Source organism: Collinsella sp. TM05-38, from assembly GCF_003466445.1.
Taxonomy (GTDB): domain Bacteria; phylum Actinomycetota; class Coriobacteriia; order Coriobacteriales; family Coriobacteriaceae; genus Collinsella.
In genome coordinates this window covers 1-14,647 of record NZ_QSPM01000020.1, presented here as the reverse complement: position 1 = coordinate 14,647, position 14,647 = coordinate 1, and the positions used below count along the sequence as shown (strand labels likewise).

The window sequence follows — 14,647 nt, the reverse complement described above, 5'->3', positions numbered from 1 at the left end:
TATCATGTACTGTCTGAGAATTCAAGGGAGCTCGAAGCGTTTCCGGACGTCAGCGGAATCTCAAAGCCCGTTCGTCAACTTATGGGAAAGCCACCTGAGACTACTCACTTTGCCTACCGATGGCGAAGACATGCGACCTGCGGTTTTGCGAACGGCGTCCAAGCCACCCCCGTTGATTCACTTACGATTGCAGCTGGCGGCTTGCGCGCTAAAGGGCGGTTGAGTTTCGAAACGGGCGTTTTCGGCGCTGTCGAGCCTCCAAAGGCGGCCCGCCGCGCCCTTTGGGACAAAAACGAAAACTCAACGTCCTGAGTTTGAAAAAAGTTTTTGAAGCTGTCCCAGCTTTTGTCCCCGAGGCCAACGAAGCACGACATGGCGTTACCTGGCGGCACTCGGCTCGAGACGGAACCGAAAACTGGGTGCAACTGGAATGACGGGACGGCAGAGCTGAATCCATCGAGTGGGAGTAAGGCCATAGTGGTTTACAGGTTATGAAAAACAGCCTCTGACCTGCGGTTTTACTTATTTCTAGCTGGTTGAACAATCGGCCCGTGACAAAGATTTGAACATTTTACAAGCTTCAAATCGGCATCACGGGCCTTTTTCATGACTTCACGGGATTTCAAAAATAGGCTTTGACCTGCGGTTTTGCGTTTACTCAACTAAGGTGCAAGCCACCCGCAACTACTCACCACGAATAGTTGCCAAGAAGGCTGGAAGTGCCGTCAATACGCGCTGGTTTTTACGATAATCGCAGGTCAGCCCGTGAAGTCGCCATGAAGTCACATTGCTCGCTCCCATGAGGCTATTTCGACGTCGATATCGCGCATTGAGCCATCTCCGAAACCCGATAGGAATTCCGACAAGGTGAGCAGCGACCATGCGAAATCCTCGTCAAGCGCCCTGCCCTCGCGCCTTGCACGGAGCAGCTCCCTATAGACCTCCTGGGCATATTCCAACAGCATCTTCGCCACTCTTGAGCTCGGAACCACGACGACGCTCTCGTCAAGCACCCGCGCCTCCATGTAGTCCTGCTTGCTCAGTCCGGAGAGCCCGCTGAGCACGTCGATCTTGGCAAAGGTCACCTCGTCGACTCTGAACGCCACGGTCCTCATACGCCTTCTTCCCTTGAACGTCATCGCCTACACCTACAGCTTCCCGTCCAAGGCCAAGGCGATCTTGGAGTCTGAATCGGAGTAAGGGTGCATGTACCTATGAGTTATCTCCTGACCCGAGTGTCCGAGCCTGGCCGCGATCGCTGGGACGCTGAAGCCCTTCTCGATGAGCATTGAGGCATGGTTGTGCCTCAGGTCGTGGACGCGGATTCGCCGCAAGCCCGCACCCCTCGCACCGCGCGCCAAGGCCTTACCCAATGTGCTTGCGGTGACTTTCGGCAGCACACTGTCCGTAGGATTCGACCCCTCGTTCCACGAAAAGTAGTCCCCGACTTCATCCGTAAGGAAGCCGGGCATGGTGACGACGCGGTACGACTGCCTTGTCTTCGGCGGGCCGACCACATCCCTTCCGCCGATTCTGGACAGGCTCTTGGTAACCCTAACGGTGCCCTTGTCCAGGTCGAAGTCCTCGTAGGTGAGCGCCAACATCTCACCCCCTCCTCAAGCCGCACCAGAACAGCAACTCGAATGCCAGATGAAGGTGCGGGCGGTCTGCCACCATGTTCGAGAACCTGAGGTACTCGTCAGCGGTCCAAACCGACCTGGGCTCGGTCTCGCGTCCCTCCGGCGCACCTGCGACAAGCACTGGGTTTCCCGTTGCAAGGGCGTGGCACCTGATCATGTGGTTGAACATGGCGGAAAGCTGTGAGGTCAGCGTGTTCAGGTACGCCGTCGAATAGGGCTTTCCGTCCTTTGTCCGCAAGGACATGAGCCATGTTCCCCATTCCATCACCGCCAGCGCGTTGACGTCGCCAACGGAGACCCCTTTGAAGAACGGGACGATTCGCTGCTCGAACATGCAGCGCTTCCCCTGCACCGTTCCTGGCCTGAGCCTGGGCACAATCTCTTCAAGGTAGAGCTCGCAGGCGTCCTCGAGCGGCATCGACGCCACGCCGACCATGCGGTGGTTGAACGACTTCTCCCACGCCAGCGCCTCGCGCTTTGTAGCGAAGCCCCTCTTCATCTTCTTCCTGCTTTCGCCCCGCCAGTCTCTGTACCTGAGGCTCACGTACCACGTGCCCCTCTTCTCGTCCTTGTATGCACCCATGAAATCTCCTTTCTTGAAGCGCCTCCTTGTTCGTGGTATAAATTCATCGGAGGCATTTGCTTCTACCAAGTGGCCGGGGGTGTCCCCCGGCACTTTTCGTTTTAGGAGGTTTCTCATAGCCAGGGAGCTGAGCATATTCGTCGACGAGTCGGGCAGCCAAAATGGCCATTCGGCCTACTGCATCGTGTCCCTGGTGTTCCATTAGCAGGACGAGGTGCTCGACGGCTACATCTTTGCCATGGAGGAAGACCTCGCGAGGAAGGGTCTGCCGAATCTCCCGTTCCATGCATCTCCCCTGATGTACGGCAAGGAGTCTTACAGGGACCTTGAGATGGAAACTCGGAAGAAGATGCTTGCCAGCTTCGAGTCGTTCTGCCGCCGTGCGCCGTTCCGCTGCAAGTCGTTTGCCTACAAGAGGAGCGAGGTCGAGGAGCCGGAGCTTTTCACCGCAAGGTTCAAGCGCGACCTCGTCGTCTTCCTCACCGACAACCTCGAGTACTTCCAGAACTTCGACCGTGTGAAGATCTACTACGACAACGGACAGCGGATGGTGACCGCCGCCCTCCACAGCGCGCTGGGCTTCATTCTCTCCAAGGACGCGGTCCTGTACGGGATGGCGAGCGCCAGGGAGTACAGGCTTTCCCGGGTTGCGGACTGCATCTGCACCCTGAAGCTCACCGACATCAAGTTCCAGAGAAGCGAGCTGACGGAGACGGACGCGAAGGTGTTCGGCACCAACTACCCCGCATTCAGGAAGAACCACCTGAAGCATATCCAGAAGAAGGAAATGCTTTAGTCGAAGCGTATGCGCTTTGTGACCTAGCGTGACCCCAGAGAATGGCCCAGTTGGTCCGAAAAACCGTGACCCAGATTTGACCCCATGGATTCTCGACAGTTTTTGAGACTGGATGTAAATAGGGTTGACTGAACAAACTGGGACAAACTGGAACAAACTGGAGAAAGTTTTTAACTATAGAGTGAAAGTTGCCCGTATAGGCTTTGCGCAATAAGAAAGCCCAGTTTAACTGGGGTTTTCTTATTGCGATCGCATCCCTAGACTTCTCACGGTCAGGGAGCTGACGGAGGCACACGTGAAAGAGACCGGCGGAAATCACATCGCACCCAAGGAAACGGAGGCGAGGAGCGCTCTCTCGAGTGCTCCCTGGAACTCGTCAGCTGTCATCTGCGGAACCAAATCCTTGATGTTCCTCACGCGGGCGAAAACAGACCTCATGGCGGTGCCGCAGTACTTCCTCTTGCCGAGGGCAAGCAGGCGATCCATCGCGTCCAGGTCCACATCGAACAACACGCTGCCGTGGAACACGACCAGGTCGCCAGCGTCTTGCCATGCGCATCCGCATACCTTGCGACCGGCGACGTAGACGTCGTTGCGGTCGTTTCGGACGGCCGGCGCGCCCAGGGCCATCAGGGCCCGCTCGGGAACCTCCATGGCGCGCGGAAGTAAATCACGCGGCACCGCCATCGAGAATGCCACGCACCCCTCGTCGCGGTAGACCGCCCCGCCGCCGCTTTGCCTCCGGACGATGTCGACGCCCAGCTCCTTAGCAAGTGCGGCGTCGACTTCCGCTTCAATGTCTTGGTTGAAGCCCACCGAGACGCAGGGGGCGTCCCGGTGGGTGAAAAGGAAGGGCGTGCCCGTGCGAAGAAGCTCCTGCTCGAAGGCGAGGTTCTCGTAAGCGGTGCGGTAGGGGCTCTTCACGACGTTCAGCATCAGTCCACCGTCGCCAGGAGCTGGCCCTCAGACACCATGCCGCCCTTGCAGGCAATTTCGATCTTTCCAGCGCACGGTGCCACGACCTCCATCGTGCCCTTGCCCTGCTCGAGGGAAGCAACTACTTGCCCGGCCTCCACGGTATCGCCGTCTGCGACCTCCCAGAACAGGATGGCGTTGCTTCGGGTCGATCTGATCTCCATGATTCCTCCTACCTCAAGTACGCTGCGACTTCCGCCGGCGTGAGCACCATGCCAGCGGACACGACCTTGCCGTCGACGACCAGCGCTGGCAGGCTCATGGCGCCGTAGCCCATGACGCGGTCCATGTCGGTGATGTACTCAAGCTCCGCCTCGAGCCCCAGCTCGGCGATGGCCGCTTGGGCGTTCTCGCTGAGCTCGTGGCACTTCTTGCAGCCGGCTCCCAGCACCTTCACCTGGCGGGCGCCTCCGCAGCCGCAGGGCTCCGCCTTCATCTGAGGGGCGTCCTCGCCGCATGCGCAGGGGGCGGCCGCCTTCTCTTCCTTCTTCTTTCCGAACCCGAACAATCCCATGACAATTTCTCCTTTCGACGCGCCCGCACCGTGCGGGCTCCTAACTGGTTAGAACAGCGGCTGCAGGAAGTTGAACACGTAGCCGCTTATGCACATGCCGACGATGCACAGCCCCACGAACGTCACCATCAGCCTGGGCTTGATGACGCGGGAGAGCATGGTCAGGCTGGGGATGGACAGCGTGGTGACGCTCATCATGAAGGCCAGCACCGTGCCCAGGCCCGTGCCCTTATAGTACAGGGCCTCGGCGATGGGGATGGCGCCGAAGGTGTCGGCGTAGATGGGCGCGCCGACGAGGGTGGCCAGCACCACGGCGAAGGGGTTGCCGTCGCCCAGGACCAGCTCGATCCACTCGGCGGGGATCCAGTTGTGGATGAAGGCGCCGATTCCCACGCCCAGCAGGATGTACGGGAACACCTTCTTGAACGTGCCCCAGGTCTCCTTGCGGGCGTAGGCCAGGCGCTTGGCCACGGTCATGGACAAAAGCTCGGCGTCCGCCGGCGCGTCGCCGCGCACGAAGTCGACCAGGTGTCCCTCCATGCCCATTTTCTGGATGATGGCGCCGCCGGCGATGGCGATGAGCAGGCCCACCACCGTGTAGGCCACGGCCACACCCGGACCGAAGATGCTCATGATCAGCACCAGGCTGCCCAGGTCCACCATGGGCGAGCTGATGAGGAAGCTGAACGTGACGCCCAGCGGCAGGCCCGCGCGGGTGAACCCGATGAACAGCGGGATGGAGCTGCAGCTGCAAAACGGCGTCACCGTTCCCAACAGCGCTCCCACCACGTTGCCCCAGACACCCTTGAAACGGCCCATTATCTTGCGGCTGCGCTCCGGCGGGAAGTGGCTCTGGATGTAGCTGATGACGAAGATGAGCACGCACAGCAGGATGACGATCTTCACCGTGTCATAGATGAAGAAGTGGAGCGTGCCGCCCCACTGGCCCGCTGTGTCAATGCCGAGCGCGCCCAACAAGGCGGCGATCAGTTCGCTCAGCCACTGCATCTTCAGCACCTGGTCCAAGATGAACATTCCGATGGATTCCATTGGCGCTCCTTCCATATTGACGTATCAATATATATCTATATATGAGGGCAATATAGGAGACACATAGACGCATGTCAATATATAAATTTGCGTGATATACTGAAGCTGCCAGACAGACAGGAGGAAACCATGGACAACGAGAGCCTCGCGGCGGCGTTCAAGGCGCTGGGCGACCCCACGCGCCTGCGCATCTACCAGGCCATCAAGGACAAGGACGATATCTGCGCGTGCAACATCCTTGAGCAGATGGACATCACCCAGCCCACCCTTTCCCACCATGTGAAGCAACTCTGCGCCGCCGGGCTGGTCAGCTGTCGAAAGGATGGCCGCTGGATGCACTACTCCGCCAACAACGAGACCGCAGCGCTTCTTTCCGATTGGATCTCCGGTTAGGCCGTGATCCAACGTGACCCCAGAGAATGACTCAGTTGGTCCGAAAAACCGTGACCCAAATTTGACCGCATGCCCAAACGTCAATTTTTGAGACTGGATGTAAATAGGGTTGACTGGAACAAACTGAGACAAACTGGAGCAAACTGGAGAGAGTTTTTAATTATTGAGTGGGAATAAGGCTCTGACCAAAAAATGCTGTTTGACCGGGATTATTTTAGCAACTAACGGTCAACGACGGTACCTGACGATGAACACAACCACCGGCGACTTCGAGGAATAACGAAGGGCGCGAGCCCCCGGAAACGAGGTTTTCCCGAGGCTCTTTTCTGCCTGTTTACCTGCGCAAACCGATTCGGATTATCCCGAAAAGGTGGAGCCCGCTTCTGAGGGCTGCTAAGCGACGCTCAACCACGTTGACCCGGAGGCAGTTTTGCAAGCCACCCGATATTATCCTCTCGAGATCGGCGGGCAAACATAAGGATGCTCGCACCAAACTGGTACGGGCATCGTCGCAGCGTGTCACAAGGTGACGACTATGTTGAGGCCGCAGTCTTTAGCCAGGCAGAGGGAATTGGAAGCCGCTCATGTTAATGAATTCGATAATCTGCGCGAGCGCTGCAACAAATTGCACGCCACCGTTAACTCCATGCAGAACGCTAAGCGCGCCTTTGAGCACACCACGTTTCGGCTCGCCGCTCTCCATCTGCACCCGAATGATCTCTACGCTATCGCGCACGTCTTCGACGCTTTCCGTGTCCTCTATCTCATCCTCGGCAGCAGTGAGTATTGCGTTGAGCAAATCTCTCAGCTGGGCTTCGTTTATGCCATTGTTTTGAGTGGCATTGATGGTCGAGCCACCAGCCGCCTGATTCATCTGCAAGTTCTGAACAGAGCCGATATTGTTGGTGACGGAGTCGCTGTTGTCGAGTCCCATTTCTATTCCAATCATGGTCAAGTGCTCAGTTATGTTCGCGATAAGGCGCCGCACGATCTTGTCCAAGAAACCCTTGTACATGTCGGGATACTTGTTTCCACTCGCGAAGGTGTAATAGAAGTAGCTTCTACCATGAATGTCCTGCGCAATCATCGCCTTGAGGATGAGGTAGACCTCTGCGCTCTCTTCCTCGGGTATTGTACTGAAATTGTTGAAGGTTACCCCAGGTTGCGCCGCTATCTCCCGAACGTCTTCGTCAGCATCGAAACCCTCAGGCGTATGGTTGTTGACACAGTTATCGAGGTATTCCTTGATAACTGGCTCGCCTTCAATGCGGTCAAGGAACCGCTTGAAGGGAGCAGGCGACTCTTCCCAGTTCGAGCGCAAGAGGATGCTAGCTTCATGGTTGAAGCGATATAGGGTCTTTTTGAAATCGGTCTTATCGATCATTAAATTGCTCACCCCGCATAACGGACACACGTACATCGACATTGAAAGAAGGCGTGACACTTTCGACTGCATTCCGCAGTGCCTGCAGGTCGTAATGGCAAGCGCATCTATAGAAGGCTGCAAGACAGGCTCGTCATCAGGTCTAGGTGGTCTGCCCGCCTTGAACGACACTGCTTTGCCCTTGGTCTGCCGTTCGAGCTTCTTCATCTCCTTGTGAATCGCCTCGAAAGCCTTGTTCTTCGCGATAGTCATCGCAAGATCGACGACGTCCTCGGTTAGATAACTGTCGGACACGATGCCACAGGCTGGACAGCAGGCCTCTAAACCGTCATCCGACTCGTAATCATTCGGTCTCAGCTTGAAGAACTCGCCGCATTGCGGGCATTGCAGCAGAACGAACCCATCCTCGTCGCAGGGTATCTTTATGGCGAAGCTAAAGTCGTCACTCATTGGCACCCCCATCGTCAATCTCTCTCAGCCTCAAAAGCCATCTCTTCACGCTCCCGTCCTCGAAGAACCTGAGCCCAGATATCTGGCCTCTTACATCCCTTCAATCAGCCGTTCGACTAGCAGGTGGGCGTCGGTCATGCCGGGCGCCGGTATGGCGTCCTGGCAGCCCGCCCGCTTCATTCTTGCCGCCTCGACGGCTGACTTGACCTCGTCGAGGGAGAAGCGGGTGGCGTTCACGCGCTTGTCGTAGCGAGGCCAGTAGCGTTTGAGGGTGGCGTCGACCTTCTGTGGCGTGGTGCAGCCGTTGCCGCGCTCGAAGTGCATCACCAGGAACAGCTCGAACTTGGGGTTGCTTACGGCAAGGTGGTGCCGGGGGTCGCTCGCCGCCCAGGAGAGCAGCTCGGCGAACTCGACGTCTCCCCAGGTGTCTACGTCCACCACGATCCACGCCTCGTCTCCCTTGCGGAAGTCCTCGGTGCGCATCGCCTTCTGGAAGCGCTTGAGCACCGCGGCGGGGTTGCGCCTGTCGGGATGGATGTCCTTGGGGAACTTCACCGCCATCGGTGCGCCCTTGAAGGCGTCCATGCGCAGGTAGTCCTTCTCCGTCTGCCCCTCGGCGCTCACCCAGCACACGTCGCGGTACTCGCGGCCGCCCGTCTTTCGCTTGAGCGATTCCTTATTGGATCTCCTAGCCACGGGCCGCCTCCTCCCGCAGCATCGGGATGCCGCCGAAGCGGCCGTCCAGGTAGCTGCGGATAAGGTCCTTGTCGTAGCGGATGCCGTCGAACTCGGTGAGCCCGACCAGCTCGGACTTGCCATCTGCGCCGCGCTGGGCTATGTACATCTCGTCGCGGCGCATCAGGGATTGGTCCATGAGCAGCAGGTCGTGGGTGGTGAACAGCAGCTGCTTGCGAGTGTCGGGGCCGCAGGTGGCCAGGAAGTCCTCCACCAGGCGCGTGGTCAGCATGGTGTGCAGGCATCGGTCAAGCTCGTCCACGACATACACCTTGGATCCCATGGAGTCATCGGACCCCTGCAAGTCGAACAGCATGGGCAGCAACCCCATCAGGCGCTGGGTGCCGGAGGACTCCATCCCCAGGCCGAAGCTGCGCTTCTCGCCGTCCGCGCCCTGGTGAAGGGTGCGCATGCGCTCCACCACCGGACGCCCATCGTCCACGTGCACCGTTATCATCTCGAAGCCGTAGTCACCGGGAGCCTTCTCCATGACCAAGGTCATTATCTCGTCGGCCTCGAGCCCGGCCACTCTCTTGCGAAGCTTTGCGCTTTTCGGCAGCGCGTCGAGATCGAGGCGCTCTCCGGTCAGCCCGCAAATACCGGTGTCCAGGCGGGAGAGCGTGTCCTCGGCATATTCGAAGAAGCCCTCGCGAGTTCCCGCGGCGTTGGCGAAGGTCCAGGCATGGGACTCCACGCCTACGAGCTGCAGCGTGTCGGCAAACCAATCGTAGGCCTCCTGCAACGTTTCGACGTTCTGAGAGACGGCGCTGCCGAGGAAGGTCTGGTTGCGGCGGGTCGACTTGCCCACGAACTCCAGGAAGTCGGAGGGGCCGAGGCATGACTCATTGAAGGTATACTTGCCGTCCTCCGAAAGCTCGTCGCGCTCGAAGATGTCGATACTCTCCTTCTCGAGCACGCGCTCGAGCGACTCGTAGGAAACACCATCCAGGGTCGCCTCAACGACGTATCGGTAAACAGTCCTACCCGCCAGGAACGTGACGTCAAAGACGGTCGGCTCCGATGCCGACCCCCTCTCTAGCATGAAGGGCTCTATGGGAAGAAGCTCGTCCACGCCGGTTTCGCCCGTGACCATGTGCTTGAGCGCGGCCATCCCCTTGAACAGGCCCGTCTTGCCGGACGCGTTGCCTCCGTAGACGGCGGCAACCGGCAGGGCCTTCTTGCTACGGAACCCGGGGATCTTGGCCAGCGTCCGAGCATGCTGGCGCTCGAGCGAGGCAACCATGTTCAGCGACGCCTCGTCGCGGTATGACATCCAATTGCCCACGGTGAAGTTCAGTAGCATTTCCTTTTCCTTTCGAATCAACGAATGAGATTTTATCACTTTCGTTGCATTAGTCAAGGAAGGGTTCCGAGGCAGGGCAGGCATGCGCGGTTTACGGAAGAAAGAGAAGGAAGGCAGAATGATGCAGGGAAGTCGTAGATTCGCAACTTTCCTGCATGAGAAATACCGGTCCAGCCCTCAGACAGGGCGATTCGGATGCAGCGGATTTGCCAAATGGCTTTTTCCTTGCGAAAGAAAGTGCCTCTCCGGCACGAAGGGTCAAGGGCTTCAGCCCATCGAGCTGTGCGTATACGACTGTCCTGGAACTCCGGGTGTGGTAGCCCCACGTCAATCGAGGGCAGAGGCATGATGCACAGGATGGGAGACGGAAGCATCGTCTCCCATAGGCTTGTTTCTTCTTCGAAGGGCAAATCTCCGGTAGTCGAATTGAAGGTGAAGAATGCTTCTGGAATTAAGTCCCAGAAGATACACTTCGTCAGAAAGGGAAAGTGATGGCAATGGAACACGCTAATAAAAGATTCAACCACGCAGAAGAGCTGCTCCTAAAGCAGATGAAGAGCTCCAAGCTGCTCACTATCGTTGCAGTTCTGGCGGCTCCTCCCGACAACAGCTGGAATACCGTCCGCCTGCACTTCGAGGGCTTTGACATCGACGTCAACAACTTCCTGAACAACATCGTCGTTGGCGAATTCGGCACGCTCGAGGAGTTTGGCTTGCTGTCAGTTGTTGAATCTTCGGAGGAAATGCTCAGCATCCCCGAAGTGGGGGCTGATACGACCACGTTCGAAGTCAACGAGACTATCGTCGCTGTTACCGTTGTCAACGACGTTGCAGATATCTATGGCGAAGGCTCCCTGGTCTCAAAGCTTGAGTATCCACAGGCCATCGCCCTCCATACGGATTCGGGCATAATCATGCTCGACAAGGAGGTGTGGTTCTCCGAAATGATAGTTCTCAAGAATGGCGAGAGAATCGAGAACCTCTTGTACGATGAGTCTGTCAACTGGGAAGACGATCCCGACGAGGACCCTTCAACCCATTTTGAGTTCCGTACGGAAATTCAAAGCCTGTAGTTCTCGAGGTCAGCCCCCTGTTGGGACAAACTGTCTCAGCAGAGAGTAATTTCAACCTTTAGCCGATTAGCAACAAGCCACCTGCATTTATTCCAAACGAATACTTCAGATGGCTTATTGCGTTGAGCTGCGGTTTTACTCTCAAAGCGTAAACCACTTGCGATTATTCACTTGCAACTTACGCTGGTGGCAAGCCGCTTTTCAGGTCGAGCTGGACTGATTTCGGGATCGAATCAACCTTTTTCGCTCCGCAGCCGGCAACTGGGACAAAAATGAAACTCAACACCACTGAGTTGAATTTGAGTTTCATGGAAGAGAGCAGTGCTGTCCCAGTTTGGTGCCGTGGCGTACCGCCGAGTGCCGTTGCGTCCGTTTTTTGTGGGCGAGACACCACCAGATAGGCGAGAAGTGATTCTCGTCGTATTGAGTGGGAGTAGGAACCAGACTGCATAAAAATTGAAACCGCAGGTAGAAGCCCCGAGAAACCATCTCGGGGCTTTATATTTTTGGGATCGTTCCGAGCAGCTTGCGTGTATTGATGGTCCAATTTCAATCAAATCACGTGTGATTTCGCGACATTTCGAACCCTGATTTTTGTACTCAATTTGTACTCAGTCATTTTTGTTTGTGCTGGTAGAACGTCATATTTTCACCCAATAATTTACTATTGGGGGTGCGCCCCATTTACTGGAGACGCTAGGCGGCCAGGCCCAGCGATTTCCTGTACTGACTGGGGCTCATCCATCCGAGGGACCTCTTGGTCCTCTCGCAACGGTAGTATCTCATGTAGCCGTCGAGCTGGGATGCGAAATCCTCCAGGCTGACGCCCTCCCAGTCCCGGCCGTAGAAGAACTCGTTCTTGAGCCGGCCGAAGAACCCCTCCATGGCCGAGTTGTCCGGCGAGCACCCCTTCCTCGACATCGAGCGCTCGAGGCCGTGCCTCTCGCAGATCTCGAGCCACCCGGGCCACCTGTAGTGGCACCCCCGGTCGCTGTGGATCACGGGGGCCTCGCCCGGCCCGAGCGTTGCGCAACGCCTCCTCGAGCATCGTGTTGGCCATCTCGGCGTCGGGCCGCTCCCTTATCGTCCAGGCGACCGGCATCCCGTCGAAGCAGTCGATCACGGGACTCAGGTACGCCTTGCCGGCCGGGATCCGGAACTGCGTCACGTCGGTGAGCCAGAGCCTGTTGGGGGCGTCGGCGCGGAAGTCGCGCGCGACGAGGTTCCCCGGGGCGTCCCCGATCTCCCCCTTGTACGAGTTGTACCTGCGCCTCTTCCGGGCGTAGGTGCCCCCTCGGGCCTGCGGCCGCCATCGGCGCTAGCCCCTTCTGGGCGAGCCGACGACGCTGTTTCGCTCGATCCATGCGACGAGCTTGTCGTGCAGCACGATGCCGTCGTACGCCTTGCTCCGGCTCGCCCCCATGTACTCCTGCATCTCGATCACCGTCATCCACTCGTCTCGGCCCCGGTTGCCCTCGGGCGCGGCGCATTTCGTCGCGTTCGCCATGGTTGCCTCCAATCTTTCCGCGCCATGCGCCTGCGCGGTCCCGTGTGCGTTTTCGTCTGCGCGACGATTGAACCGCCTGATTGCGGTTGGCGCGCACGGCGGGAGCGGAGACGGGTCGAGGTGGGTCGAGCTGGTCGGGCCTTCACGAAACGGCCATGAGCCGCGTGCCCTAGCTCTCGGCTAAGTCCCCGAAAAGCAAAAGGCGCCCATGCGGGCGCCTGGCTAGTAGCTGGAGTTGTTCGGTTGTGGTCGGAGTGCACGTCTTCCGCGGTGCTGTCGTCCGGGGTCCGGCATCTGTCGTTCGCCTCTTCTGTCGTGTTTGATGTTGCGTGTTATGCGAGTGACCTTGCGCGAGCCTGCCGGCCCGTTGCCCCAGGTGCACCCGGATAAATGGTACCCATCCGTTGGAACATGAACATTGTGGGAGGGGCGTCTGGACAAACTGGAACGGACGAACGGGACGATGTTTGTTCGATTTGCATCTTTTTGTCGTAGCCTCGCGGATGTTATTAATCGTCCGAGCAACGGCGAGCTAAGGCCTCGTTGACGATTTAAGATTGAGTGACCTGCGACAGTTCCGAATGCCAATACGCACGGCGCTATAGCAGAACCGTATTACAAAAAGTGCGAAGGCCGTTAGCGCGAGTTGCTAGGCAACCATAATGCAACTGAGTGCCATACACGACATTTAATTTCACTACTCTGGCATAAGAAGTCGTAACACAACAAAAATGAAGGATAACAGTCTATAAAAACCGAGCTTATTATGTCGGAGGTGGCTTCATGTCTAATAGGCGGTTTTTACAGAACTCACCAGAGTCCAGATCCTGCTATTCTTCATCTAACCAGGATAGGCTGTACCTATTTCGGCAAGATTAGCGAGGACCGTGCTGACATTGTCTATGATTCTGATACGAATATTCCGCTTGATGTATTCAAGCGATAATTTTGGAGTACATACCGATATGGAAATTATAGAAATCAAAGAGAATAAAAAACAATTTCTCCCCTTATTGCTGTTAGCCGATGAACAAGAGAGCATGATAGACCGATATATTGATAGAGGAACGATGTATGTATTGGTCGATAATGGGGTTAAATGCGAGTGTGTAGTAACCGACGAGGGCAAAGGCATTCTTGAAATTAAAAATATTGCAACTGCGCCAGAATATCAGGGCAAAGGTTACGGCAAGGCACTAATTGACTTTGTCGCTGCGAAATATAAAGGGAAGTATTCGATACTACAGGTTGGCACAGGGGATAGCCCGTTGACCGTTCCCTTTTATGAAAAATCTGGTTTTGCCCGCTCACACAGCATTGAAAATTTTTTTATCGATAACTATGACCACCCTATTTTTGAAGGTGGGGTTCAACTAACAGATATGATTTATTTACAGAAAAAAATATAAATTATCGTTTATTTTATCGCTGCAATGAACCCACGGCGCCGGGCTTGTTTAGGGGGGACCCTGAATGGAAGCTCTGGCCAACATGCTGATGACCCTATTTCCCGCTTTCGCTTTTCTCGGCATCGTACTGTTCGCATGCGATAGGCAGGATAAGCGGAAGATCGAGCTCGAGAAGGTCAAGGCAAAAGCCGAGTGGGACCGCGCGAGCGAGTGTTTCAGGGACGATGTGACCCAGGAGGGGTTCGAGGAGATCGTCGAGGCTGTGGGTCGATCCGTCAAAAGGCTCGAGGTCCTTTCCGTGGACGGGCACAAGGTTTACGGAACCGTCGTCTCGCTCAGCGGCATCAGTTCGTGGAAGTTCGTGATCGACTTCGACTACGAGGGCCACCTTACGAGCGACTACACCGTAGCGAGCTCTAACGACGACTCGGGCATAGCCGAACGCGTGGCAGGCCTGATCGCCAAGGGGATTAAGACTTGGACGCCGACGGACCGCATAGTGCGCGCGGCTTTCTGCCCCTATTGCGGTGCCAAGGCGACCGGTGGCGCAGCGTTCTGCTCTTCCTGCGGAGCCAAGCTGCCGCACGTGCCGAAGAGGCCGTAGCTGGGTTTGCCCGGGGTATCTGACGGCGGGACGAGCTAGGCGTCTCCGAAGAAGCGCTCCCATTGGGGACGCTTCTCAGGTTCTTGGGTTTCTTCCTTTGGGGCCATTTCCTTTTCGCGCTTCCGACGATCGCTGCGGCATCTTCGGCGGTTATCTCCTCGAGCCAAAACAGGGCAGAATCGCTTTCGCTATTCCGCCCCGCAAACCCGAGGGTTTCCAACTGGAGCCTAT

The 14,647-nt window shown here is 57.0% G+C and carries 16 protein-coding genes and 1 pseudogene; 5 read left to right on the top strand and 12 right to left on the bottom strand.

Features of this window, described 5'->3' with window-relative positions; translation table 11 throughout:
• Positions 1-782 precede the first annotated feature (782 nt).
• From DXD49_RS09460 to DXD49_RS09450, 3 genes are read right to left on the bottom strand one after another with little or no spacing between them, the layout of a single operon-like run.
• Entirely contained in the window at positions 783-1,139 is a 357-nt protein-coding gene (locus tag DXD49_RS09460; RefSeq protein ID WP_147347849.1) for a hypothetical protein, read from the bottom strand.
• A 9-nt stretch (positions 1,140-1,148) separates the two neighbouring features.
• Entirely contained in the window at positions 1,149-1,604 is a 456-nt protein-coding gene (locus DXD49_RS09455) for a site-specific integrase (protein ID WP_117794831.1), read from the bottom strand.
• A 1-nt stretch (position 1,605) separates the two neighbouring features.
• A complete protein-coding gene (locus tag DXD49_RS09450; protein WP_158564891.1) occupies positions 1,606-2,223 on the bottom strand; it encodes an Arm DNA-binding domain-containing protein in 618 nt (205 codons plus the stop codon).
• Between the two features lie 214 nt (positions 2,224-2,437).
• Between DXD49_RS09450 and DXD49_RS09445 the strand changes: the two genes are divergently transcribed.
• Positions 2,438-3,019, top strand: a complete 582-nt coding sequence (locus DXD49_RS09445) for an ABC transporter (protein WP_117794829.1) — start codon at positions 2,438-2,440, stop codon at positions 3,017-3,019.
• A 315-nt stretch (positions 3,020-3,334) separates the two neighbouring features.
• On the opposite strand, the gene DXD49_RS09440 is transcribed toward DXD49_RS09445, so the two are convergent.
• The 4 genes from DXD49_RS09440 to DXD49_RS09425 are packed head-to-tail and all read right to left on the bottom strand — an operon-like array spanning position 3,335 to position 5,558.
• On the bottom strand, positions 3,335-3,955 hold the full coding sequence (locus DXD49_RS09440; protein WP_117794828.1) for a lipoate--protein ligase family protein: 621 nt from the start codon (positions 3,953-3,955) through the stop codon (positions 3,335-3,337).
• The gene (locus tag DXD49_RS09435; protein ID WP_117794827.1) at positions 3,955-4,158 is read right to left on the bottom strand and encodes an acetyl-CoA carboxylase biotin carboxyl carrier protein subunit; all 204 of its coding nucleotides are present in this window, start codon (positions 4,156-4,158) and stop codon (positions 3,955-3,957) included. Before DXD49_RS09435 ends, DXD49_RS09440 begins: the two co-directional genes overlap by 1 nt.
• A gap of 8 nt (positions 4,159-4,166) precedes the next feature.
• Positions 4,167-4,508 carry a thioredoxin family protein gene (locus DXD49_RS09430; protein ID WP_117794826.1) on the bottom strand — a complete coding sequence of 114 codons (342 nt, stop codon included), beginning with the start codon at positions 4,506-4,508 and terminating at the stop codon, positions 4,167-4,169.
• Between the two features lie 48 nt (positions 4,509-4,556).
• Entirely contained in the window at positions 4,557-5,558 is a 1,002-nt protein-coding gene (locus tag DXD49_RS09425) for a permease (protein WP_199569033.1), read from the bottom strand.
• 129 nt (positions 5,559-5,687) lie between these two features.
• On the opposite strand from DXD49_RS09425, the gene DXD49_RS09420 reads away from it, so the two are divergent.
• The gene (locus DXD49_RS09420; protein ID WP_117763648.1) at positions 5,688-5,951 is read left to right on the top strand and encodes a helix-turn-helix transcriptional regulator; all 264 of its coding nucleotides are present in this window, start codon (positions 5,688-5,690) and stop codon (positions 5,949-5,951) included.
• A 553-nt stretch (positions 5,952-6,504) separates the two neighbouring features.
• Here the strand turns inward: DXD49_RS09420 and DXD49_RS09810 are convergent.
• The 3 genes from DXD49_RS09810 to DXD49_RS09405 form a co-directional block, all read right to left on the bottom strand.
• Positions 6,505-7,785 carry a hypothetical protein gene (locus tag DXD49_RS09810; RefSeq protein ID WP_199569031.1) on the bottom strand — a complete coding sequence of 427 codons (1,281 nt, stop codon included), beginning with the start codon at positions 7,783-7,785 and terminating at the stop codon, positions 6,505-6,507.
• Positions 7,786-7,875: 90 nt separating this feature from the next.
• Complete coding sequence (locus tag DXD49_RS09410; protein WP_158564890.1) at positions 7,876-8,481, bottom strand: RloB family protein; 606 nt, start codon at positions 8,479-8,481, stop codon at positions 7,876-7,878.
• Positions 8,474-9,823, bottom strand: a complete 1,350-nt coding sequence (locus DXD49_RS09405) for an ATP/GTP-binding protein (protein ID WP_158564889.1) — start codon at positions 9,821-9,823, stop codon at positions 8,474-8,476. The genes DXD49_RS09410 and DXD49_RS09405 overlap by 8 nt, the downstream gene beginning before the upstream one ends.
• Before the next feature lie 491 nt (positions 9,824-10,314).
• Between DXD49_RS09405 and DXD49_RS09400 the strand changes: the two genes are divergently transcribed.
• A complete protein-coding gene (locus DXD49_RS09400; protein WP_117794822.1) occupies positions 10,315-10,896 on the top strand; it encodes a hypothetical protein in 582 nt (193 codons plus the stop codon).
• 696 nt (positions 10,897-11,592) lie between these two features.
• Here DXD49_RS09400 and DXD49_RS09965 read toward each other — a convergent pair.
• Positions 11,593-12,214: pseudogene (locus tag DXD49_RS09965) on the bottom strand (IS3 family transposase); the annotation flags it as partial.
• Positions 12,215-12,403, bottom strand: coding sequence for a hypothetical protein (locus DXD49_RS09960; protein WP_117794820.1), 189 nt, complete (start codon positions 12,401-12,403; stop codon positions 12,215-12,217).
• 965 nt (positions 12,404-13,368) lie between these two features.
• On the opposite strand from DXD49_RS09960, the gene DXD49_RS09375 reads away from it, so the two are divergent.
• A complete protein-coding gene (locus DXD49_RS09375) occupies positions 13,369-13,812 on the top strand; it encodes a GNAT family N-acetyltransferase (protein ID WP_020225128.1) in 444 nt (147 codons plus the stop codon).
• A gap of 64 nt (positions 13,813-13,876) precedes the next feature.
• Positions 13,877-14,416: a zinc ribbon domain-containing protein gene (locus DXD49_RS09370; RefSeq protein WP_117794818.1), complete on the top strand. Its 540-nt coding sequence runs from the start codon at positions 13,877-13,879 to the stop codon at positions 14,414-14,416.
• The last annotated feature ends 231 nt before the right edge of the window (positions 14,417-14,647 follow it).